Below are 21,443 nucleotides of genomic sequence, written 5' to 3'. Positions count from 1 at the left end.
GTCAGTTACCCCCGAAGAGCATTTCGGCGGTGCGCTTCAGCATGAAGAACGCACCGGGGACCATCACGACGACCCAGACCACGCCGATCACCCAGAGCATCGTCTTCTGCAGCTTCGGGCCCTTCGACCAGAAGTCGACCAGCATGACGCGGATGCCGTTGAGCGCGTGGAACAGCACCGCGCCGACCAGGCCGACCTCCAGGAGGTTGACGATCGGCGTCTTGTAGGTCTCGATGACCTGGTCGTAGGTGTTCGGCGACACGCGCACCAGCGCGGTGTCGAGCACGTGCACGAACAGGAAGAAGAATGTGAGCACGCCGGTGATGCGGTGCAGGACCCAGGACCACATGCCGGGGTCGCCCCGGTAGAAGGTCCCCTGCCGGCGTGAGGCACCCGCCCGATCGCTCGCCTCTGCCGCTGTGGCAGTGCTCGCCGTGGTGGACATCGGTGAACGGCCTCCAACGTCTGACTGTGCGCCCGGTGGCCGGTGAGGTCCGCAGCCGCTGCCGGAGCGGCGGCGATGCCGAGATCATCGTCATCGAGCCTGGATGAAACGGATGCTAGACCCGCACCCGGAGTGCGGCTCACCTCCGGGTTCCCCTCTGTGATGGACCAGACACCGGTACTCCGGCACCGCCACCCGGCGGTGTGGTGCAGCGCACTCGGCGGCGCGGCGCGGTGCGGTGTCCCGGTGAGTGGAGATCCGACCTCTGTAGGATCTGATATCTGATGCGCTACGCCGAACGGCTGGCAGCTCTCGTGTGTCATTGACCATTCCGGACGCCGTTCCTAGTGTCGCTCGGGCAAACATCGGATCTCTCACGATGGGGTGACGTTCTGGTGAGACGACTCGGCCTGGTGATCGCCGTCGCGGCTCTGCTGCCCGTGGTGTCGGTCACGCCCGCCCAAGCACTGCCCGACGGACTGGCGGCGACCCCGCCGATGGGCTTCAACAACTGGAACACCACCGGCTGCGCCGTCGACGAGCGGCTCATCCGCGTCACCGCCGACATCTTCGTCGACAAAGGACTCAAGGCCGCCGGCTACGAGTACGTCAACGTCGACGACTGCTGGGCCGAACCGGAACGGGACGCCGAAGGGCGCATGCAGGCGAACAAGGCCCGGTTCCCGAGCGGATCAAGGCGCTGGCCGACTACGTCCACTCGAAAGGGCTGAAGTTCGGCATCTACACCAGCGCGGGCACGCTGACCTGCGCGAAGACCATGCCCGGCGCGCTCGACCACGAGGGCGTCGACGCGCGGACGTTCGCGGACTGGGGTGTCGACTACCTCAAGTACGACAACTGCAACAACCAGGGACGGCCCGCGCTCGAGCGCTACACGAAGATGCGGGACGCGCTGAAGAAGCCCGGTCGCCCGATCGTGTACTCGCTCTGCGAGTGGGGCGAGAACAAGCCGTGGGAGTGGGGTGCCGACGTCGGGCACCTGAATCAGCACTGCGGCGCGGAGCGCCTCCGTGTCCTGCGCAACGCCGAGGTCATCGCGCTCGACCAGGACCGCCGCGGCGTCCAGGCCCGCGTCCTGTCCAACCAGGACGGACACTGGGTGTTCGCCAAGCCCCTCGCCGGTGGCGACGTGGCCGTCGCGTTGTTCAACGAGACGACCTCCGGGGCCACGATCGGCACCACCGCGGCCGCCGCCGGGCTGCCGAAGGCCGCCGGGTACACCGCGCGCGACCTCTGGGCGCACCGCGACCTCCAGACGGCGGGCCGGATCTCCGCGGTCGTCCCGCCGCACGCGACGGTCGTCTACCGGGTCCACGCGGGCGGCTCGTGGTGGCGGAACGCGCCGCTGGTGAGCACCGGCATCGAGCTGGCCGCGCCGGTGCCGGGCGTGCCGGGGGAGATCACGCCCGCCGGGAAGCCCTTCGAGGTCACGGTGTCCGCCACCGACGAGGCCCGTGTCCCGGTGTTCGACCCGCGCGTCACGCTCACCGCGCCCGGCGGGTGGCACGTCGAACAGCCGGCCCGGCCGCGGGCCGTCGTGCTCGGGACCGGGGAGACCGCTGCAGGGCGCTGGCGGGTGACTCCGCCCGCCGGGACCGAGGGCACGACAGCGGTGCTGAGCGGCGGCGTCACCTACCGGGCGCTCGGGTTCGGGCAGGTCGGCTGGACCGGTTCCCAGCAGCTGACCGTGCCCGCGGCGCCGCCGGCCGCGCCGGCGTGGGCGAGCGACCTGCGCTGGGCGGCGGAGAAGAACGGCTACGGCCCCGTCGAGCGCGACATGTCCAACGGCAGCACCCCCGCCGGCGACGGCAAACCGCTGACGATCAACAGCGTCGTTTACCCGAAGGGGCTCGGAGCGCACGCGCCGAGCGAAGTCGTCTTCTACCTCGGCGGCCGCTGCACGGCGTTCACCGCGGACGTCGGCGTGGACGACGAGCGCGAGGCGACGAACAAGCAGGGCTCGGCGACGTTCGAGGTGTACGCCGACGGCGTGAAGGTGGCGGCCACGGGGGTCCGGACGTGGCAGGACCCGGCGGTGCCGCTGGCGGCGGACCTCCACGGGGCCCGGTACCTGCGGCTGGTCGTCACCGACGGCGGGGACGGCAACTCCTACGACCGCAGCGACTGGGCCTCGGCGCGGCTGGCTTGCGCCTGAGTGCCCTCATCTCACAGAGTGACCGGGTCGGTCCAACTGTCGGCCGGCCCGGCACACTGAGTGACGCGAAACGGTATTTCGGCCGCCCCGAAGGGACGCAACCCGCCGAAAGCCGCATCTTGTCCGGGTGATGATCACGTTCGGTGTCCAGTTCGTCGCACGTGCGACTCGTGAGTAAACGTTTGTGTTACGTAGCGTGCCTTTCCTATGGCGCATTCCGGTCCGGCGGGTACGGTCTGGCGGTCGACCCGGCAGTAGGGCCGGGTCGTGCCCTTGACCATCCGCTGGATCAGCGGGGAGGGAGAAACACGTTGCGTCGCATGCGTGGAACCGCGCTGGCCGCCGCGGCCGTGGCCGGGGTGCTCGTCCTGGCCGGGTGCGCCAAGGACTCGAGCGGTGGCAGCAGCAACAACAGCGCCGCGCCTTCGTCGGGTGGCTCGGACTGCGTCACCGCGCAGAAGCCGCCCGCCGCGCCTGCCGCCTCGAGCAGCACGGCCGCCGCCGGTGGCAAGGTCGACGGCAGCAAGCTGAAGATCGGCCTGGCCTTCGACGTCGGCGGCCGGGGTGACGCGTCGTTCAACGACGCCGCCGCCGCGGGCACCGACAAGGCGAAGTCCGACCTCGGCGTGACGACGGTCAGCGAGAGCACCGCCAGCGCCAGCGAGGCCGAGTCGGCCAAGCAGCAGCGTCTCGACCAGATGGCCTCCTCGGGCCTGAACCCGATCGTCGCGGTCGGTTTCGCCTACGCGAAGTCGGTCGAGGCCGTCGCGGCGAAGTACCCGAACACCAAGTTCGCCATCGTCGACGACGACTCGATCAAGCTGCCGAACGTGACGTCGCTGGTCTTCGCCGAGGAGCAGGGTTCGTTCCTGGCCGGCGTCGCCGCCGCGTACAAGAGCAAGAGCTGCCACATCGGCTTCGTCGGCGGTGTCAACACCCCGCTGATCCAGAAGTTCGAGGCCGGCTTCCTGCAGGGCGCGAAGACGGTTTCGAACAAGATCAAGATCGAGGACGAGTACCTCACCCCGGCCGGTGACTTCTCCGGGTTCCAGGACCCGCCGAAGGGCAACGCGAAGGCCGCGGCCGAGATCGCCAAGGGCGCGGACGTCATCTACCACGCCGCCGGCGCCTCGGGCAAGGGCGTGTTCGACGCCGCCAAGGCGGGCAACGCGCTGGCCATCGGGGTCGACTCCGACCAGTACAACCAGAAGACCGTCGAGGCCGACAAGGACGTCATCATCACGTCCATGCTCAAGCGGGTCGACGTCGCGGTGTTCGACTACATCACCGCGCTGGCCAAGGGCGACCTGACGACCCTGCCGAAGCGGTTCGACCTCAAGGTCGACGGCGTCGGTTACGCCACCTCGGGTGGCAAGGTCGACGACATCAAGGACGTCCTGGACGGCTACAAGGCGCAGATCATCTCGGGCGCCATCACCGTTTCGGACAAGCCGCAGAAGTAGCGCACTACGCGTCGGGGCTCGGAGGGATTTCCCTCCGAGCCCCCACGTGTTTCACAGATATGGAATTCTCCCGCCCATGAGCACAGCCGAGGCCCCGGCCGAGGCCGTCCCCGACCGGGGCGCCCCCGCCGTCCAGCTGACCGGGATCACCAAGCGCTTTCCCGGCGTGGTGGCCAACTCCGACGTCAACCTCACCGTCACCGCCGGCGAGGTGCACGCCATCTGTGGCGAGAACGGCGCCGGCAAGTCCACCCTGATGAAGATCCTGTACGGCATGCAGCCGCCGGACGAGGGCACCATCGCGATCAACGGCGAAGAGGTGAAACTGCGCAACCCGCAGGACGCCATCCGCGCCGGCATCGGGATGGTGCACCAGCACTTCATGCTGGCCGACAACCTGACCGTCGGCGAGAACGTCTTCCTCGGCGCCGAGGGCCTGCACGGCATCGGCCGCGCCGCCCGCGCACGGCTGGCCGAGCTCGCCGAGCGGACGGGCTTGCGCGCCGAGCCGGACACGCTGCTGGAGGAACTCGGCGTCGCCGACCGCCAGCGCGTCGAGATCGTCAAGGTGCTCTACCGCGGGGCGAAGATCATCATCCTGGACGAGCCGACCGCGGTGCTGGTCCCGCAGGAGGTCGACGCGCTCTTCGCGACCGTGCGCGAGATGAAGGCCGGCGGGTACACGTTCCTCTTCATCTCGCACAAGCTCGACGAGGTCCGCGCGATCGCCGACACCGTCACGGTGATCCGGCGCGGCACGACCGTCGGCACCGCCGACCCGAAGACCATCACCTCCCGCCAGCTGGCGGAGATGATGGTCGGGTCCGAGCTCCCCAGCCCGGAAACCCGCGAATCGACCGTCACCGACCGACCCGTGCTGCGGCTGACCGGGCTGACGCTGGGCGCCGAGGGCTCCGGCCGCAACGTGCTCGACGACGTCACCTTCACCGTGCGCGCGGGCGAGGTCCTCGGCATCGCCGGGGTCGAGGGCAACGGCCAGACCGAGCTCGTCGAGACGATCATGGGCATGCGCAAGGCGAGCGGCGGCACCATCGAGCTCTTTCATGAGACTGGCACTGGCGTAAGCGAGGCCAGGGACATCACCAAGGTGGGCACCCTCGCGCGGCGCGAGGCCGGCATCGGCTACATCGCCGAGGACCGCACCCGGCACAGCCTGCTCCTCACGCAACCGTTGTGGGTCAACCGGATCCTCGGCTACCAGACCCGGGAACCGGTTTCGAAGGGACAGCTGCTCGACATCGCGGGCGCCCGCGCCGACACCGAGCGGATCGTCCGCGACTACGACGTCCGCACGCCGGGCATCGACGTCCCGGCCGCGGCGCTCTCGGGCGGCAACCAGCAGAAGCTGATCGTCGGCCGGGAGCTGTCCGGCCACCCGGTCCTGCTGGTGGCATCGCACCCGACGCGCGGCGTCGACGTCGGCGCACAGGCGCTGATCTGGGAGCAGCTCCGCCAGGCCCGCGCCGCCGGGCTCGCGGTGCTGCTGATCTCCGCCGACCTCGACGAGCTGATCGGCCTGTCCGACACCATCCGGGTCATGCTGCGCGGGCGCCTCGTGAGCGAGGCCGACCCCGCCACGGTGACCCCGCAGGAACTCGGCTCCGCGATGACCGGCGCGGGAGAGGGTGACGAAGAATGACCTCCTGGCGCACCAAACTGCTGCCGCCGCTGCTGGCGATCGTGTTCGCCGTGCTGCTGTCGGCGATCGCGCTGATCATCTCCGGGGCGGACCCGCTCCAGGCGTACGGCACGATGATCAGCCAGATGTTCAAGGGCTCGACCGCGGTCGACACCGTGAACCTGGCGACCGTCTACTACCTGTCCGGGCTCGCGGTCGCCATCGGCTTCCAGATGAACCTGTTCAACATCGGCGTCGAGGGCCAGTACCGGTTCGCCGCCGTCGTCGCGGCCATCGCCGGCGGCGCGATGAAGCTGCCGCCGGTGATCCACGTGGTCGCGATCCTGGTGGTCGCGGTCCTCGCGGGCATGGCCTACGCGGCGGTTCCGGCCGTCCTCAAGGTGACCCGCGGGGTCAGCGAGGTCATCTCGACGATCATGCTCAACGCGATCGTCGCCGGGATCATCGCCTTCCTCATCAACGCCGACCAGTTCGGCGTGCAGACCGGCAACAACATCGGCACCCGCGTGATCGAGCCGTCCGGCCGGATCCCGGGCATCCCGCTCGGCTCGGGCACGCTGTTCGGCTTCGTGCTCGTCGCGGCCGTTGTCGGCGTCGCCTATTGGTTCATGCTCAACCGCACCCGGTTCGGCTTCGAGCTCAAGGCGTCCGGCGAGTCCACCACCGCGGCCGCCGCGGGTGGCGTGAGCGCCAAGAAGATGACGCTGATCGCGATGCTGCTCTCCGGTGGTGTCGCCGGTCTGGTCGCCATGCCGGAGCTGCTCGGCCGCGACTACAACTACGGCATCACCGCGACGCAGATGTACGGCTTCACCGGCATCGCGGTCGCGCTGCTCGGCCGCAACCACCCCGGCGGCATCGCGCTCGGCGCGCTGCTGTGGGCGTTCCTCGACACCTCCGCGGTGTCGCTGGAGCAGATCAACGTGTCCAAGGAGATCGCGACGATCATGCAGGGCATCATCGTGCTGTCGGTCGTCGTGGCGTACGAGGTCGTGCGGCGCGCCGACCTCGCGGCCGAACAACGCAGGGTCGGGCGCGCACTCGCCGCCCGCAAGGGCTCCTCGGTCGCCGAAGGGGGTGCGGTGTGATCACCGACGTCGCTCCCGAGTCCGGCTCGACCACGCCGGTCCGCCGCCGGCGTGGCCGGATCCCCGGCTGGCTCCGCGGGGTCATCTGGGCCGTGATCGCCATCGCCGTCGTCTCCACGGCGTCCTACTCCACCGGCGTCGCCGCGCTGACGTCGTCGAACACCGCGTCGACGGCGTTGCGCCTGGCGCTGCCGATCCTGCTGTGCGCGCTGGGCGGCCTCTGGGCCGAACGCGCGGGCGTGGTGAACATCGGCCTCGAGGGCATGATGATCCTCGGGACCTGGGGCGCCGCCTGGGGTTCGTACTACGGCGGCGTGTGGTCCGGCCTGCTCGCCGCGCTCGCGTTCGGCGCGCTGGGCGGCCTGCTGCACGCGGTGGCGACGGTGACGTTCAACGTCAACCACATCGTCTCCGGCGTCGCGATCAACCTGCTGGGCCTGGGTGTCACGAAGTACCTGGCGAACCTGATCTTCGCGCCGATCTCGGGCAACCCGCGGCAGTCGCCGGTGGTGCCGAAGTTCGACACCTACTCGGCGACGTTCCTCTCGGACTGGCTGGGCGACCTGGAGAAGGAACAGCGCGTCGGCATCTCCGACGTCGCCGGCATCCTGCGCGGGCTCGTCACCGAGGTGGCGCCGCTGACGATGATCGCGATCATCCTGGTGCCGGTGAGCTTCTGGGTGCTGTGGCGGACGCGGTTCGGCCTGCGGCTGCGTTCCTGCGGCGAGAACCCGGTGGCCGCCGAGTCGCTCGGCGTGAACGTGTACCTGCACAAGTACGTGGCCGTGGTGATCTCCGGCGCGCTCGCCGGGATGGGCGGCGCGTCGCTGGTGCTGCTGCGCGGCGGCGCGGACTACCTGGAGAACCAGACGAACGGCCGCGGGTACATCGGTCTCGCGGCGATGATCTTCGGCAACTGGCGGCCGGGCGGCCTGCTCGGCGGCGCGGCGCTGTTCGGCTACGCGGACGGCCTGCAGCTCGCCGGCGGCGGGGAAGCGGTGCTCGCGCTGCTGTACGGCGCGGTGATCCTGGTCGCCGTGATCGTCGTCGTGCAGCTGTTCCGGCGGCAGTGGATCGCGGCCGGGCTCGGCGTCGTCGGCGCGGGCGTGCTGTACGCGATCTACTGGGCCAACGACACGCTGTCGTCGGACCTGATCCCGTACACCGCGCACTTCGTGACGCTGATCGTGCTGGCCGTGGCTTCGCAGCGGCTGCGGCCGCCGAAGGCCGACGGCCAGCCGTACCGGCGAAGGGAGGACTGAGTGTCTGACGTGTCTACAGTGGATTGGGACGCTCTGCGTTCGCAGGCGATCGAAGCGGCTTCCCATGCGTACGCGCCTTATTCGGGCCTGCACGTCGGGGTGGCCGGGATCGTCGACGACGGTCGCGTGGTCACCGGGTGCAACGTCGAGAACGCGTCCTACGGGCTCGGGTTGTGCGCCGAGTGCACGATGGCCGGGCAGCTGCGGCTGTCCGGCGGCGGGCGCCTGGTCGCCGTGGCGTGCCGCAGTGGTGCCGGTGACCTGCTGATGCCGTGCGGGCGCTGCCGCCAGATCCTGTTCGAACTGGGCGGTTCGGCTTGCCTGGTGGACACCCCGCGCGGGGTGCTGCCGATGTCCGAAGTCCTGCCGGACGCCTTCGGCCCGGACGACCTGCCGTGACGGGCTTCGCGGCGGTCGACGTCATCCGCACGAAGCGGGACGGCGGCCGGTTGACCGACGAGCAGATCGACTGGGTCGTCGACGCGTACACCCGCGGTGTCGTGGCCGAGGAGCAGATGTCGGCGCTGGCCATGGCGATCTTCCTGAACGGGATGGACGCGGGTGAGATCTCGCGCTGGACGCACGCGATGATCGCCTCCGGTGAGCGGCTGTCCTTGAACGTCTCGCGCCCGACGGTGGACAAGCACTCGACGGGCGGGGTCGGCGACAAGATCACGCTGCCGCTGGCGCCGCTGGTGGCCGCGTGCGGCGCGGCGGTGCCGCAGCTGTCCGGGCGCGGGCTGGGGCACACGGGCGGGACGCTCGACAAGCTGGAGTCGATCCCGGGCTGGCGGGCTTCGCTGTCCACCGCCGAGATCGCGGCGCAGCTGGAGGACGTCGGCGCGGTGGTCTGCGCGGCGACGTCCGGCCTGGCGCCCGCGGACAAGAAGCTGTACGCGCTGCGGGACGTGACTTCCACGGTGGAGTCCATCCCGCTGATCGCGAGCTCGATCATGAGCAAGAAGATCGCGGAAGGCGCGTCCGGGCTGGTCCTGGACGTGAAGTTCGGGTCGGGCGCGTTCATGAAGACGCTGGAGCAGGCGCGTTCGCTGGCCTCGACGTTGACCTCGATCGGCGCCGACCACGGCGTCCCGACGACGGCGCTGCTGACCGACATGAACGTTCCGCTGGGGCGGGCGGTCGGCAACGCGGTGGAGGTCGCGGAGTCGGTCGAGGTGCTGCAGGGCGGCGGCCCCGCGGACGTGGTCGCGCTGACTCTCGCCCTGGCCCGCGAGATGCTGGCGCTGGCCGGTATTTCCACGGACCCCGCCGCGGTGCTGGCTTCGGGCGAAGCGTACGAGGTCTGGTGCCGGATGATCTCCGCCCAGGGCGGCGACCCCTCGGCGCCGTTGCCCACGCCGTCTCACGTCCACGTGGTTTCGGCGCCCGCTTCGGGTGTGCTGGCTTCGCTGGACGCGTACGCGGTGGGCGTCGCCGCGTGGCGGCTCGGCGCGGGCCGGGCCCGCAAGGAGGACCCGGTCCAGGCCGCGGCCGGCGTGCTGTGCCTGGCGAAGCCGGGTGACGCCGTCTCGGAGGGCGAGCCGCTGCTGGAGCTGCACACCGACACGCCGGACGCGGTCCCGGCGGCCCTGTCGGCCCTTGAAGGCGGCTTCACGATCGCGGACTCGGCCCCGGTGCCGGGCCCGATCGTCGTGGAGACGGTGCGGGGCTAGGACACCTGAATGGTGGCGGCGACCGGCGTGGCGCCGCTGCCACCGCAGGAACCGATCCACGTGCCGGTGCTGTAGTAGAGGACGTAGCTCCTCGTCGCCAGGGTGACCGGCCCGGCGGTGGGCAAGGTGAGCTGCCCGGTGCCGCCGGTCATCCGGAACGGCGTGCCGGCGGCGATCGCGGGGTTGGTCATGCCGGCGGCGTCGACCCGGCCCGAAGCGGCGCCTCCGAGTTCGAGCGCGACGTAACCCGTGTACTTCCCGGCGGGCTCGGTTGGGCCCCAAGCCGGCGCGACCTGCTTGAGGTCGGCCTGCACGGTGACGGTCTGGCCGGCGGTCGCCGTCGCGGGTGCGGTCACGGTGATTTCGAAGGTCTTGACCCCGGCGGGTCCGCCGAAGGAACCACAGCCCCAGGTGACGGAGACGGTCCCGGCCTCGGCCGCGGCGGGAGCGACTACCCCCAGTCCGGCGGCGACGGCCACCACGGCCACGGTCTTGCCGATCTTCTTGCGCAGTACCTTCATCGCGAATCCCCCTCGGTGTCGGGTTCCGAGGATGGCGTGAGCCGGGACGCGAGGACGTCTCCCGAAATGCCGGACTGGTCCGTTTCGCTAGCAAAATGATCACCCGGTCGAGTGATCTCCAACGTCGTTCATGGCCCGGACATGACGAGGCCCCCGCCGGAAACCGGCGGGGGCCTCGGTCAGCGGGCTTGCTTACTCCGTGGGCTCTTCCGAGCCGTCGCCCGTCTTGGCCTTCGCGTCGGCGGGCTTCGGAGCCCGGCCGTTGCGGGAGCTGCGACGCGGCTGGCGCGGGGCCGGCGGGGGCGGGGAAATCTGCTGGACGGCCGGGCCGCCGCCGAGCATCAGCTCCGCGAACGTCGCCATCGCTTCGTCGAGCTGGCCGCCGATGCGGCGGACGCTCTCATCGTTGCTCCTGCGGACCAGCGAGTCCAGCGAGTCGGTGTCCGGCTGCTTCGACAGCGTGCCCTCGACCTTGGCCAGGCCGGTCTTGAGCGCGCCGTCGAGGTCGCCGATGCCGGACAGGAAGCCGTCTTCCACCTTGTCGAGGCGGCCGGCCAGTTCGTCCAGGCGGGTGGTGACCGTTTCGAGCCGGTTGCCCAGGTTCTCCAGCCGGTCGGACGCGTCGATCATCTCGCCGGTCTCGGTCAGCGCGACCTTGAGGGCCTCGGTGTTCGCGTCGATCCGGTCGTGCGTCGTGCGGCCCAGCTCGCCGACCCGCTCCTGCGTGACGCGGCTGAGCTCGTCGACCTTGTTCCGCAGCTCGTGGTCGGCGTGGTCGACGCGGTCGCGCAGCGCCGACTCGGCCTGCTCGATCCGCTCGCGGACCGGGCCGTGCACCGACTGCGGCAGCGCCTCGAGCTTCGTGTCCTGCTTGTCGAGGTGCCCGCCGAGCTCGTCGATCCGGCGGTGGATGTTCTGGAGCTTGTCCTCGAGCCCGTCCATCCGCCCGGCGACGCCTTCGAAGCGCGCGGCGACGCCGTCGAGGCGGCCGTCGAGCTGCGCGAAGGGCTTGGCGAGCTTGTCGACGATGCTCTCGACCGCGCGGGTCAGCGCGGCGATCGCGCCGTCCTGCGCCTCGAGGCGGGACATCGTCTCGTCGAGGCGTTCGGCCAGGACGCTGACCTCGGTGCGGTCGGGCATCTCGGACAGCCGCTTGCGGACCGCGCCCAGCGAGTCCACCGGCGCGAGGCGGGCGTAGATGTCGTCGAGCGCGTCGAAGATCTGCTGCTGCTCGCTCTCACGCACTTCGGCCGCGCGCACCAGCATGTTGCGCATCCGGTCGAAGGACGGGGCGGCAATGTGGTTGTCAGTGGTCACTGCTGTGTGTCCTTCGTCGGCGGGGAAATGGAGGGACGTGCCACGAAGCTTATCGATTGCGAAATTGCTGTGCGTATGGCCCCCGTGAAGTGCCTATTGCGGAGGCCGCCCCCGGATGGCCGATTCGTCACATGATCGGCAACGCTGAGGGTGAACCCGAAGCTGAGAGTTACCGCCATGTAGGGGAATGACAACGAGGTTACCGTTGGGGCATGCCTGACGAAAGCCCTGTTCTGCCCAGCGAGACACTCCTCCGCGCGCCCAAGGTGCTGCTGCACGACCACCTCGACGGCGGCCTGCGCCCGGCCACCGTCGCCGAGCTCGCCGAGGCCACCGGCTATGCCGGTCTCCCCACCACCGACCCCGCCGAGCTGGGCCGCTGGTTCCGCCGTGCGGCCGATTCCGGCTCCCTCGTTTCCTACCTCGAGACCTTCGCGCACACCTGCGGGGTGATGCAGACGGAGGAAGCGCTGGTCAGGGTGGCCGCGGAGGCGGTGGAGGACTTGGCCGCCGACGGCGTCGTCTACGCCGAGGTGCGCTACGCACCGGAGTTGTTCGTCGAACGCGGTCTGTCACTCGATGCGGTGGTCGAGGCCGTCCAGGCGGGGTTCACGGAGGGCGCACGGCGAGTGGCCGCGAACGGTGGCCGCATCCGCGTCGGGACGTTGCTCTGCGCGATGCGCCAGCACGCCCGCGCGCTCGAGATCGCGAACCTGGCCATCCGCTACCGGGACGCGGGCGTCGCCGGGTTCGACATCGCCGGGCCCGAGGACGGATTCCCGCCGACCCGCAATCTCGACGCGTTCGAATACCTGCGCCAGAACAATGCGCATTTCACCATTCACGCGGGCGAAGCCTTCGGTTTACCGTCCATTTGGGAAGCGATTCAGCACTGCGGCGCCGAGCGGCTCGGGCACGGTGTGCGCATCATCGAGGACATCAAGACCGACGCGGACGGCACGGTCCACCTTGGACGGTTGGCCGCGTACGTCCGCGACCGCCGCATCCCGCTGGAGATCTGCCCGACGTCGAACGTCCAAACAGGCGCGGCGCCCTCGATCGCCGAGCACCCCATCGGCCTGCTGAAGCGGCTGCGCTTCCGGGTGACCGTGAACACGGACAACCGGCTGATGAGCGGATGCACGATGACCAGCGAATTCGCCGCGCTGCACGAGACCTTCGGCTATGGCCTCGACGACTTCCGCTGGTTCACCATCAACGCGATGAAATCCGCGTTCATCGATTTCGACACCCGGATCGCGCTCATCGACGACGTCATCAAGCCCGGGTACGCCGCCCTGGCCTGATCGCCGCTCCCGGGACCGCACCCGCCCGCAAGGTGGTTGCGGTCCTTAGGCACGCCAACTATCGTTCACTATGTAGGAATAACTTCTCATTATTTGAGACGGTGACGAAGATGGCGCAGGTCGCGAGCGGTTCGGGTGCGCAGGTGCAGGCAAGTCGTCGGCGGTGGCTCATCCTCGCGCTCGGCCTCGCGGCGCAGACCGCGAGCTGCTCCTTCCTCTACGGCCTCCCGTTCCTGGTCCCGGCCATGCGCGCCGCGGAGGGGCTGACGCTGGCCGAGGCCGGCACGGTCGTCGCGGCGCCGAGCATCGGGCTGCTGTTCACCCTGATCGTGTGGGGCGCGGCTGCGGACCGTTACGGAGAGCGCCTCATCATGGCCCTCGGCCTGGGCAGCTCGGGGTTACTCCTGGTGTACGCCGGGGCAGGAAATCACCCGGTCGGGCTCCTCTTTGGGGTGTTTTTAGCGGCCGGCGCCTGTACGGCGTCGGTGAACGCGGCGAGTGGTCGCGTCGTGATGGGCTGGTTCGCGAAGTCCGAGCGGGGCGTGGCGATGGGGATCCGCCAGACGGCCCAGCCGCTCGGCGTCGGCGTCGCCGCCCTCGGCCTGCCGCCGCTGGCCGCGCACTTCGGGTTCCGCGCGGCGGTCCTGCTGCCGGCGGCGCTGGCGATCGTCGTGGCGCTGCTGGTGGCGTGGCTGGTGACGGACCCGCCTCGGCCCCCGCGGGCGGCGACGGGGGAGAAGCCGCCTTCGCCGTACCGGCACGCGACGCTCTGGCGGGTGCACGGGGCGAGCGCGCTGCTGGTGGTGCCCCAGTTCGCGGTGTCGGCGTTCGCGCCGGTGTACCTGGTGGCCGTGCAGCACTGGAGCCCGCTGTCGGCGGGCTGGTACCTGGCGGTGGTCCAGGTGCTGGGCGCCGCGGGGCGGCTGGGGTCGGGCTGGTGGTCCGACCGGGTGGGCAGCCGCCTGCGCCCGATGCGGCAGCTCGCGTTCGCCAGCTGCTCGGTCATGCTCCTGGTGGCGCTCGGCGACACGACCTGGCCGTGGCTGGTGCTGCTGGCGCTGGCCTTGGCGGGGGTGATCACGGTGGCCGACAACGGCCTCGGCTTCACGGCGTCGGCGGAGCTGGCGGGCCTGGCGTGGTCGGGCCGCGCGATGGGCACGCAGAACACGGGCCAGAACATCGCGGCCTCGCTGACCCCACCGTTGCTCGGCCTGGTGATCGGCGACAGCAGGTACGCACTGGCCTTCTGCGTCGCGGCGATCTTCCCGGCCCTGGCGATCGCGGTGGTCCCGACCCGCGCCGAACACGACTGACGGCACGACGAAGGCCGCCTCCCCGACCCCGCGGGAGGCGGCCTTCGACAGCGGAACTTACGCGACCGTCAGGCGGTTCTCGAAAGTTTCGACGAGCTTCCGCCAAGCGCCCTGCTCCGCGTCGAACGGCGCCGAAGGCTGGAGGCGCGTCGGGTCCGGGCGGAGCACGTACGACACCAGCCAGCCCAGGCTTTCGTTGCCCGCCAGCGCCGTCTCGGCCGAGTCGTCGCCCGCCCACTCCGCCGCGTCCGTGACCAGCTCGACCGCCAGCTCCAGCTGCGTCGGGTCGATCGCCTCCGGGCCTTCCGCGATGTCCGCGTCCAGGCCCGTCAGCACGTACGTGTTCTCCGGGTCGACCTCGATCTCGAGCTCGCCCGCCGTCGCCTTCGCCAGGACCTCGTCCCACGTGGACACGTCGGCGAGGTCGGTGTCGGCCAGGTCCTTGCCGTCGGCGAGTGCGCGGGCGAGGGCTTTCTCCGACGTGAAGACGTCGATCTCGCCCTCGCTGCCGAGGAACACCGGCGCGTCGTCGAGGTAGCAGCGCAGCGTGTAGTACTCCGCGCCGGACGTGATGATCTTGATCGGGTCGATGCCGACCTCGGCCCAGAACCCGACCGGGCCCTCGTCTTCGTCCTCGTCCTCTTCCGCGTCGGCGGAGTCGGGCGTGTCGATGGCCTCGAGGTCCTCTTCGCCCTCGGCGCCGGCCTCGGCCTCCGCGGACTCCTCGTGGAACGCCGCCAGCTCCTCGGCGGTCTGCTCCAGCACCTTCTCGTCGACCTCCGGCTGGGTCACCAGGCCGTCGATCGCGTCGAGCACGGTGTCCCACTTCTGCGACACCGTCTCGGACAGGTCGTTCCACACCTGCACGCCGACGCTGCCGGTGAACGGCAGCGTGCCCTGGTCGAGCAGCGAGAAGCCCTCGGTCGAGTCGAGGATCTCGTGGACCTCTTCGAGGTCGCAGACGTCGGCGAGCGACCGCACGATGCCGACGATCTCCGCCAGCTCCGCGATGTGCCAGACGTCCGGCTCCTCGGCGACGAGCTCGGGCACGCCGACGAGGTCGTACGTGTGGTCCTCGTCCGGGATCAGCTCGGGCACGTTCAGCGACGGCACCGCGTCCCAGGCCGGGTGGTCGAGCAGGTCGTGCCGCTCGGACGTGCGGACGAAAGCGGCCAGGTGAGCGGCGTCGGGGAAGGCGTACAGGTCGTCCTCGTCGCCGAGGAACGCTTCCCACTCCTCGCCGTCTTCCCGCCAGCGCGGGGCCCACAGGGTGACGACGTCGCCCTGCGGCAGCCCGAGTTCGATCGGGATGATGTCCTGTGCCATTCCTAAGCCCTCCGGATTACCGCCCGTGTGCGCGCGAGACCGAAAGTATGCTCCAGTCCATGCGCGGTACCGCGAAGCCTACGGGTTTCGCGCGCGCGACGCGATTGCCCCTGCCGACTTTGCGGTGAGCGGATGAGACGATGGGGGCCTGATGACTCTCACCGACCTCCTGCCCGCGGACCCCGACCCCGACACGCTCTTCGAAGCCTTCTCCACCTGGACGGCCGAACGGGGCCTCGAGCTGTACCCGGCGCAGGAGGAGGCGGTGATCGAGGTCGTCTCCGGAGCGAACGTCATCCTGTCGACGCCGACCGGCTCCGGGAAGAGCCTCGTCGCCGTCGGCGCGCACTTCACCGCGCTCGCCCAGGGCCGCCGCAGCTACTACACCGCCCCCATCAAGGCCCTCGTCTCGGAGAAGTTCTTCCAGCTCATCGACATCTTCGGCGCCGACAACGTCGGGATGATGACCGGCGACTCCAGCGTCAACCCGGACGCCCCGATCATCTGCTGCACGGCCGAAATCCTGGCGAACATCGCGTTGCGGTTCGGTGCGGACGCCCCCGTCGGGCAGGTCGTGGCCGACGAGTTCCACTTCTACTCCGAGCCCGACCGCGGCTGGGCGTGGCAGGTGCCGCTGCTCGAGCTGCCGAACGCCCAGTTCATCCTCATGTCGGCGACCTTGGGTGACGTGTCCTTCTTCGAGAAGGACCTCACCCGCCGCACCGGACGCCCGACGGCGGTGGTCACGTCGGTGCAGCGCCCGGTGCCCCTGACCTTCCGGTACGCGCTGACGCCGCTGCACGAGACGATGTCCGAGCTGCTCAACGGCGGTCAGGCGCCCGTCTACGTCGTGCACTTCTCGCAGGCCGCGGCCATCGAGCGGGCGCAGACGCTGATGAGCATCAACGTGACGACGAAGGCCGAAAAGGAGGCCATCGCCGAGCTGCTCGGCGACTTCCGGTTCTCCGCCGGCTTCGGCAAGACGCTCTCGCGGCTGGTCCGCCACGGCATCGGCGTCCACCACGCCGGGATGCTGCCGAAATACCGCCGGCTGGTCGAGACGCTCGCGCAGTCCGGGCTGCTCAAGGTGATCTGCGGGACCGACACCCTCGGCGTCGGCATCAACGTGCCGATCCGGACCGTCGTCTTCTCCGCGCTGACGAAGTACGACGGCGTCCGCCAGCGGCACCTCAAGGCGCGCGAGTTCCACCAGATCGCCGGCCGGGCCGGGCGCGCGGGCTACGACACCGACGGCTACGTCGTCGTGCAGGCGCCGGACCACGTCGTCGAGAACGCCAAGGCCCTCGAGAAGGCCGGCGACGACCCGAAGAAGAAAAAGAAGATCGTCCGGAAGAAGGCGCCGGAGGGCTTCGTCAACTGGACCGAGAGCACGTTCGACCGGCTGATCGCGGCCGAGCCGGAGCCGCTGACGTCCAGCTTCAAGGTCACCCACTCGATGCTGCTGAACGTGGTTTCGCGCCCGGGCAACGCGTTCGACTCGATGCGGCACCTCCTGGAGGACAACCACGAGGACCGGCCGGCGCAGCGCAAGCTGATCCTGCGCGCCATCGCGATCTACCGCGGGCTGCTCGCCGCCGGCGTCGTCGAACGGCTGTCCGAACCGGACGAACAGGGCCGGGTCGTCCGGCTCACCGTCGACCTGCAGTTCGACTTCGCGCTCAACCAGCCGCTTTCGCCGTTCGCCCTGGCCGCGATCGAGCTGTTCGACCTCGAGTCGCCGAGCTACGCGCTCGACGTCGTATCCACTGTGGAATCCACAGTGGACAACCCGCGGCCGGTGCTCTCGCAGCAGCAGTTCAAGGCGCGCGGCGAGGCCGTGCAGGCGATGAAGGCCGAAGGCATCGAGTACGACGAGCGCATGGAGCTGCTCGAGAACGTCAGCTACCCGAAGCCCCTCGAAGAGCTGCTGCAGGGCGCGTTCCACAGCTACCGGCAGGGCCACCCGTGGGTCGACGACTACGAGCTGTCGCCGAAGTCGGTCGTGCGGGACATGTACGAGCGCGCGATGAACTTCGTCGAGTACATCGGCTTCTACCAGCTGGCCCGGTCCGAGGGCCTGGTGCTGCGCTACCTCGCGGACGTCTACGACGCGCTGCGCCACACGGTTCCGGACGAGGCGAAGACCGAGCCGCTGCAGGACCTCATCGAGTGGCTCGGCGAGCTCGTCCGCCAGGTCGACTCCAGCCTGCTCGACGAGTGGGAAGCGCTGCGGCACCCTTCGGAGGAAGGGCCGGTGTCGCACCGGCCGCCGGAGCTGCCGCCGGCCGTCACCCGCAACGAGCGCGCGTTCCGCGTCCTGGTGCGCAACGAGCTGTTCCGCCGGGTCGAGCTGTTCGCCCGGCGGGCGTACAACGTGCTGGGCGAGCTCGACGCGGCGTCCGGCTGGGACGCCGACGCCTGGGAAGACGCCATCGAGGACTACTTCGAGGAGTACGACTCGCTCGGCAGCGGCCCGGACGCGCGCGGCCCGCAGCTGCTGCTGATCGACCAGCAGCCGGACGTCTGGAAGGTGCGGCAGATCTTCGACGACCCGGCGGGCGACCACGACTGGGGCATCAGCGCCGAGGTCGACCTGGCCGCTTCGGACGAGGCCGGGATGGCGGTCGTCCGCGTGACCGACGTGGGTGCGCACTAGGCGGTCGATCCGGCATGGGCGGGCCGTCGAAGACGGCCGCTCAGCCCACCGGCGCGAGGATCGCCTGGGCGTCTTCGCCCGCGAACCACAGGCCGATGGCGAACGCCGCCGTCGCCTCCAGGAGGGCGGCGCGGTCCAGACCGCCGCCGTGGACCGGAGTGGCGCCGATGTCGCGGACCAGCCGGCCGACCACCTCCAGCGCCGCCGGGTCGTCGCCGCACAGGGGGACCGACAGCGGGCGGCCGTTCCACGCCGGGGGTGTCAGCTGCCAGACGTCCGTCGGCGCCAGGTTGAACGCCTTCACCACGTGGGCTCCCGGGGCGGCCGCGGCGATCCGCGACGCCACCGGGGCGCCCGTCAACGCCGGGTCGTTGGTGCAATCGACCAGGACTTTCCCGGTGAGCGAGCCGGCCGCCGCGAGGACCTCGCCGACCGCTCCGGCCGGGACAGCCAGCAGCAACACGTCGGAAGCCGCCGCCACCTCGCGCCACGTCCCCGTGGATGCACCGAGCCGTGCGGCCAAGGCCGTGGGGTCGGAACGGCCGCTCACCAGCAGTTCGTGCCCGGCGCGCGCCCAGTGCGCGCCGAGCGCGTCCGCCATGCCGCCCGTGCCGAAAATCCCGATCCGCATTCGTCCTCCTCGTGCTTGGCTGTACCAGGACGACGGTAGGAACCCCGGCAGGAACCGAAAGGTAACCATGGACTTTCTCGCCGACTGCCGGACGCGGCTCGCGTTCGACCTGGTCGCCAACACGTGGAACCCGGTGACGCTGTGGGCCCTGCGCGACGGCCCCCGCCGGCACGGCGAACTGCGGCGGGCGATCGGCGGGATCAGCGCGAAGGTGCTCACGGAAACCGTGCGGCGCTTGGAGTTCGACGGTCTCGTCGAGCGGCGCGAAGGCGCGTACGCGCTCACACCGTTGGGGAAGACGCTGCTCGAACCGATCGAGGGCTTCGGTCGGTGGGCCGCCGAGCACGGCGACGACGTCGTCGCTGCTCAAACCCGAGCACGACCAGCATGACCAGTGACAACGCCGGCAGCGGGCGGCCCCAGAACGTGCTGATCGTGACGTCGGCCAACGGCGTGAAGACGCCGGCGGCGAAGACCCACGTCGGCGCCGTAGGCGGCTTCGCGGCCGAAGACCACGACGTCCGCTTCCACGGCTTCGCCACCGAAAGCCACACCTGGAAGGCGAGGACGCTCGCCATCAGCGCCGTCCCGGCGACCTGCGGCCAGGCGACGACGTCCGCCGCGCCCGCGCGGGCCGCCGCCGCGGAGTCGTGCAGCGCGCCGGAAAGCAGGAAGATCCCGGCGTAGAGCTGCGCGAACGTCAGCACGAACTTCGCCAGTACCCACCAGTGCCGGAAGTAGCCCCACGCCGTCGATCCGGCCAGCACGAGCCCGGTGAACGCCGCGGCGTTGGCCATCGGCGCGAGCAGGACGGTGTCGATCCGCTGCGCCATCGACGTCGCGGCGACGGCCTGGCCGGGATCCGACGCCGCCAGCGACATCAGCACCACCAGCCCGAGGGCCTGGCTCATCCAGGCGACGGACGACACGACGTGCAGCCAGACGACGGCCTGGCGCCAGCGGGGAGAAGTCTTCGTAGTCACGGGATCCAGGCTCGCCGAGCAGCCGCGGCGGCACATCGGGCGCGACCCGGGTTTCACCCCGGACCCGCCAGAGCCGTGGTCTGCACCCGGTGCAGTACGACGCCCGGTCGTGCGTACTCCCGTGGAGGTATCACCGCGCCGTGAATGCCACCTTGAGGGACTCAACGTCCCTCGAGGTGGCATTCACGGACCTGGGTCACTCCTGGAGGGAGAGGGCCTGGCTCGGACAGACGTGCACGGCTTCACGGGCCTTTTCGACCAGCTCGCCGTGCGGCTGGTCGTCGAGCACGATCACCGTGCCGTCCTCCTCGCTCTGGTCGAACAGCGAGGGCTCGGTGAGTACGCACTGACCGGCGCCGACGCACTTGCCGGTGTCCGCGATGATCTTCATGGTCCTCTTCTCCTGTGGTGGTATGGCAGTTCGTCTCTACCAGGTCACCGGCAACCGGTACAGGCCGAAGATGGCCGCGTCGTCCTTGAACGGCAGGTCGTCGACCGGTGCGGCCAGCTTGAGTTCCGGGATGCGGCGGAAGAGCGTGTCGAAGACGATTTGCAGTTCCATCCGGGCGAGGTTCTGGCCGAGGCACTGGTGCGGTCCGAACCCGAAGGCGACGTGGTGGCGCGCGCCGCGCTCGATGTCCAGCTCGTCGGGGTTTTCGAACGCGGTTTCGTCGCGGTTGGCCGCGTAGCCCAGCGCCAGCACGCCTTCGCCGGCCCGGATCAGCTGCCCGCCGACCTCGACGTCCTCGACGCACAGCCGGGCCGTGGCGGCGTCGACGATGGTGAAGTACCGCAGCAGCTCCTCGACGGCGTCGAGCGTCTTGCCCGGGTCGTCCTTGACGAGAGCGAGCTGGTCCGGGTTCTCCAGCAGCCCGACCGTGCCCAGCGAGATCATGTTCGCCGTCGTCTCGTGCCCGGCGACGAGCAGCAGGAATCCGGTCGCGGCCAGCGATGCCCGCCGGTAGGTGCCGTCTTCGCGCAGCTTGACGATCTGCCGGCCGAGCAGGTCGTCCGGCGGATTCGCCTCCTTCCCGGCGATGAGGTCGCTCATGTACTCGCGCACGGCCTCGACCGCGGCCCGCCGTTCCTGCGGGGGCGTGTCGCGCTTGATCAGCTTCGTCGTGTGCGTCTGGAAGAAGTCGTGGTCGGCGTACGGCACGCCGAGCATCTCGCAGATGACCAGCGACGGCACCGGCAGCGACAGCGCCTCGACCAGGTCGCCCGGCTTCGGGCCGGCCAGCAGCGCGTCGATCCGCTCGTCGACGATCTCCTGGATCCGCGGCCGCAGCGCCTCCATCCGGCGCACGGTGAACTCGCCGAGCACGGCCTTGCGAGCCGGCCCGTGCTCCGGCGCGTCCATGGTGATCATGGTGCGCTCGTCGTCCGGCCGCCGGAACCCCGGCACCAGCTGCGGGAAGTCCGGGTGCTGCCGGTCGGCGCTGAACCGCCGGTCGTTCAGCACGGTCCGGACGTCTTCGTGCCTGCTGACCACCCAGGCCTTCCGGCCGCCGGGCAGCCCCACCCGGGTGACCGGCTCCTCCTCGCGGATCTCGGCGTACGCCGGCGGCGGCGCGAACGGGCACGTCCGCGTCATCGGGAACTCGTGAACGGCGGTCATGGCG

Annotated in this window: 19 protein-coding genes and 1 pseudogene; 12 read left to right on the top strand and 8 right to left on the bottom strand. The window is 70.2% G+C overall.

The features are described from left to right. Position 1: 1 nt before the first annotated feature. A complete protein-coding gene (sdhC, locus tag AB0M80_RS01735) occupies positions 2 to 445 on the bottom strand; it encodes a succinate dehydrogenase, cytochrome b556 subunit (RefSeq protein WP_364557411.1) in 444 nt (147 codons plus the stop codon). Positions 446 to 942: 497 nt separating this feature from the next. Here sdhC and AB0M80_RS01730 point away from each other — a divergent pair. From AB0M80_RS01730 to AB0M80_RS01695, 8 genes and pseudogenes are all read left to right on the top strand, one after another. Then, positions 943 to 1,403, top strand: a pseudogene (locus AB0M80_RS01730) (glycoside hydrolase family 27 protein); the annotation flags it as partial. Further along, positions 1,383 to 2,621: an NPCBM/NEW2 domain-containing protein gene (locus tag AB0M80_RS01725; protein ID WP_364558540.1), complete on the top strand. Its 1,239-nt coding sequence runs from the start codon at positions 1,383 to 1,385 to the stop codon at positions 2,619 to 2,621. The pseudogene AB0M80_RS01730 and the gene AB0M80_RS01725, both read left to right, overlap by 21 nt. A 320-nt stretch (positions 2,622 to 2,941) precedes the next feature. Then, entirely contained in the window at positions 2,942 to 4,084 is a 1,143-nt protein-coding gene (locus AB0M80_RS01720) for a BMP family ABC transporter substrate-binding protein (RefSeq protein ID WP_364557408.1), read from the top strand. A 76-nt stretch (positions 4,085 to 4,160) separates the two neighbouring features. Beyond that, the gene (locus AB0M80_RS01715; RefSeq protein ID WP_364557406.1) at positions 4,161 to 5,744 is read left to right on the top strand and encodes an ABC transporter ATP-binding protein; all 1,584 of its coding nucleotides are present in this window, start codon (positions 4,161 to 4,163) and stop codon (positions 5,742 to 5,744) included. After that, on the top strand, positions 5,741 to 6,832 hold the full coding sequence (locus AB0M80_RS01710; protein ID WP_364557403.1) for an ABC transporter permease: 1,092 nt from the start codon (positions 5,741 to 5,743) through the stop codon (positions 6,830 to 6,832). The genes AB0M80_RS01715 and AB0M80_RS01710 overlap by 4 nt, the downstream gene beginning before the upstream one ends. Next, positions 6,829 to 8,094, top strand: coding sequence for an ABC transporter permease (locus AB0M80_RS01705; RefSeq protein ID WP_364557400.1), 1,266 nt, complete (start codon positions 6,829 to 6,831; stop codon positions 8,092 to 8,094). The genes AB0M80_RS01710 and AB0M80_RS01705 overlap by 4 nt, the downstream gene beginning before the upstream one ends. 9 nt (positions 8,095 to 8,103) lie before the next feature. Next, positions 8,104 to 8,493 (top strand): cytidine deaminase, encoded by a 390-nt coding sequence (locus AB0M80_RS01700; RefSeq protein ID WP_364460478.1) that lies wholly within the window; start codon positions 8,104 to 8,106, stop codon positions 8,491 to 8,493. Then, positions 8,490 to 9,767, top strand: coding sequence for a thymidine phosphorylase (locus tag AB0M80_RS01695; protein WP_364557397.1), 1,278 nt, complete (start codon positions 8,490 to 8,492; stop codon positions 9,765 to 9,767). The genes AB0M80_RS01700 and AB0M80_RS01695 overlap by 4 nt, the downstream gene beginning before the upstream one ends. On the opposite strand, the gene AB0M80_RS01690 is transcribed toward AB0M80_RS01695, so the two are convergent. Then, a complete protein-coding gene (locus tag AB0M80_RS01690) occupies positions 9,764 to 10,288 on the bottom strand; it encodes a hypothetical protein (RefSeq protein WP_364557394.1) in 525 nt (174 codons plus the stop codon). The two genes, AB0M80_RS01695 and AB0M80_RS01690, sit on opposite strands and share 4 nt — an antisense overlap. 192 nt (positions 10,289 to 10,480) lie before the next feature. Continuing rightward, on the bottom strand, positions 10,481 to 11,605 hold the full coding sequence (locus AB0M80_RS01685; RefSeq protein WP_364557391.1) for a PA containing protein: 1,125 nt from the start codon (positions 11,603 to 11,605) through the stop codon (positions 10,481 to 10,483). A gap of 212 nt (positions 11,606 to 11,817) precedes the next feature. Here AB0M80_RS01685 and AB0M80_RS01680 point away from each other — a divergent pair, with 212 nt between their 5' ends. Further along, the gene (locus AB0M80_RS01680; RefSeq protein ID WP_364557388.1) at positions 11,818 to 12,912 is read left to right on the top strand and encodes an adenosine deaminase; all 1,095 of its coding nucleotides are present in this window, start codon (positions 11,818 to 11,820) and stop codon (positions 12,910 to 12,912) included. A gap of 110 nt (positions 12,913 to 13,022) precedes the next feature. Continuing rightward, a complete protein-coding gene (locus tag AB0M80_RS01675; protein WP_364558537.1) occupies positions 13,023 to 14,225 on the top strand; it encodes an MFS transporter in 1,203 nt (400 codons plus the stop codon). A gap of 57 nt (positions 14,226 to 14,282) precedes the next feature. Here the strand turns inward: AB0M80_RS01675 and AB0M80_RS01670 are convergent, their stop codons facing one another. Beyond that, the gene (locus tag AB0M80_RS01670) at positions 14,283 to 15,551 is read right to left on the bottom strand and encodes a primosomal protein (protein ID WP_364557385.1); all 1,269 of its coding nucleotides are present in this window, start codon (positions 15,549 to 15,551) and stop codon (positions 14,283 to 14,285) included. A 151-nt stretch (positions 15,552 to 15,702) separates the two neighbouring features. On the opposite strand from AB0M80_RS01670, the gene AB0M80_RS01665 reads away from it, so the two are divergent. After that, positions 15,703 to 18,207 (top strand): DUF3516 domain-containing protein, encoded by a 2,505-nt coding sequence (locus AB0M80_RS01665; protein ID WP_364557381.1) that lies wholly within the window; start codon positions 15,703 to 15,705, stop codon positions 18,205 to 18,207. A gap of 40 nt (positions 18,208 to 18,247) precedes the next feature. On the opposite strand, the gene AB0M80_RS01660 is transcribed toward AB0M80_RS01665, so the two are convergent. Continuing rightward, entirely contained in the window at positions 18,248 to 18,838 is a 591-nt protein-coding gene (locus AB0M80_RS01660) for an NAD(P)-binding domain-containing protein (protein ID WP_364557379.1), read from the bottom strand. A gap of 67 nt (positions 18,839 to 18,905) precedes the next feature. Here AB0M80_RS01660 and AB0M80_RS01655 point away from each other — a divergent pair, with 67 nt between their 5' ends. Further along, positions 18,906 to 19,229, top strand: a complete 324-nt coding sequence (locus AB0M80_RS01655; RefSeq protein ID WP_364557376.1) for a helix-turn-helix domain-containing protein — start codon at positions 18,906 to 18,908, stop codon at positions 19,227 to 19,229. Here AB0M80_RS01655 and AB0M80_RS01650 read toward each other — a convergent pair. The 3 genes from AB0M80_RS01650 to AB0M80_RS01640 form a co-directional block, all read right to left on the bottom strand. Continuing rightward, positions 19,120 to 19,821 (bottom strand): hypothetical protein, encoded by a 702-nt coding sequence (locus tag AB0M80_RS01650; protein WP_364557373.1) that lies wholly within the window; start codon positions 19,819 to 19,821, stop codon positions 19,120 to 19,122. The two genes, AB0M80_RS01655 and AB0M80_RS01650, sit on opposite strands and share 110 nt — an antisense overlap. Before the next feature lie 196 nt (positions 19,822 to 20,017). Next, the gene (locus AB0M80_RS01645) at positions 20,018 to 20,212 is read right to left on the bottom strand and encodes a ferredoxin (RefSeq protein WP_364557370.1); all 195 of its coding nucleotides are present in this window, start codon (positions 20,210 to 20,212) and stop codon (positions 20,018 to 20,020) included. A gap of 36 nt (positions 20,213 to 20,248) precedes the next feature. Beyond that, complete coding sequence (locus AB0M80_RS01640; protein ID WP_364557367.1) at positions 20,249 to 21,439, bottom strand: cytochrome P450; 1,191 nt, start codon at positions 21,437 to 21,439, stop codon at positions 20,249 to 20,251. Between the last annotated feature and the right edge of the window lie 4 nt (positions 21,440 to 21,443).

Source organism: Amycolatopsis sp. NPDC051045, from assembly GCF_040682955.1.
Lineage (GTDB): Bacteria > Actinomycetota > Actinomycetes > Mycobacteriales > Pseudonocardiaceae > Amycolatopsis.
Note: the sequence above shows the minus strand (reverse complement) of the source record. Positions and strands in the feature narration are given on the sequence as shown.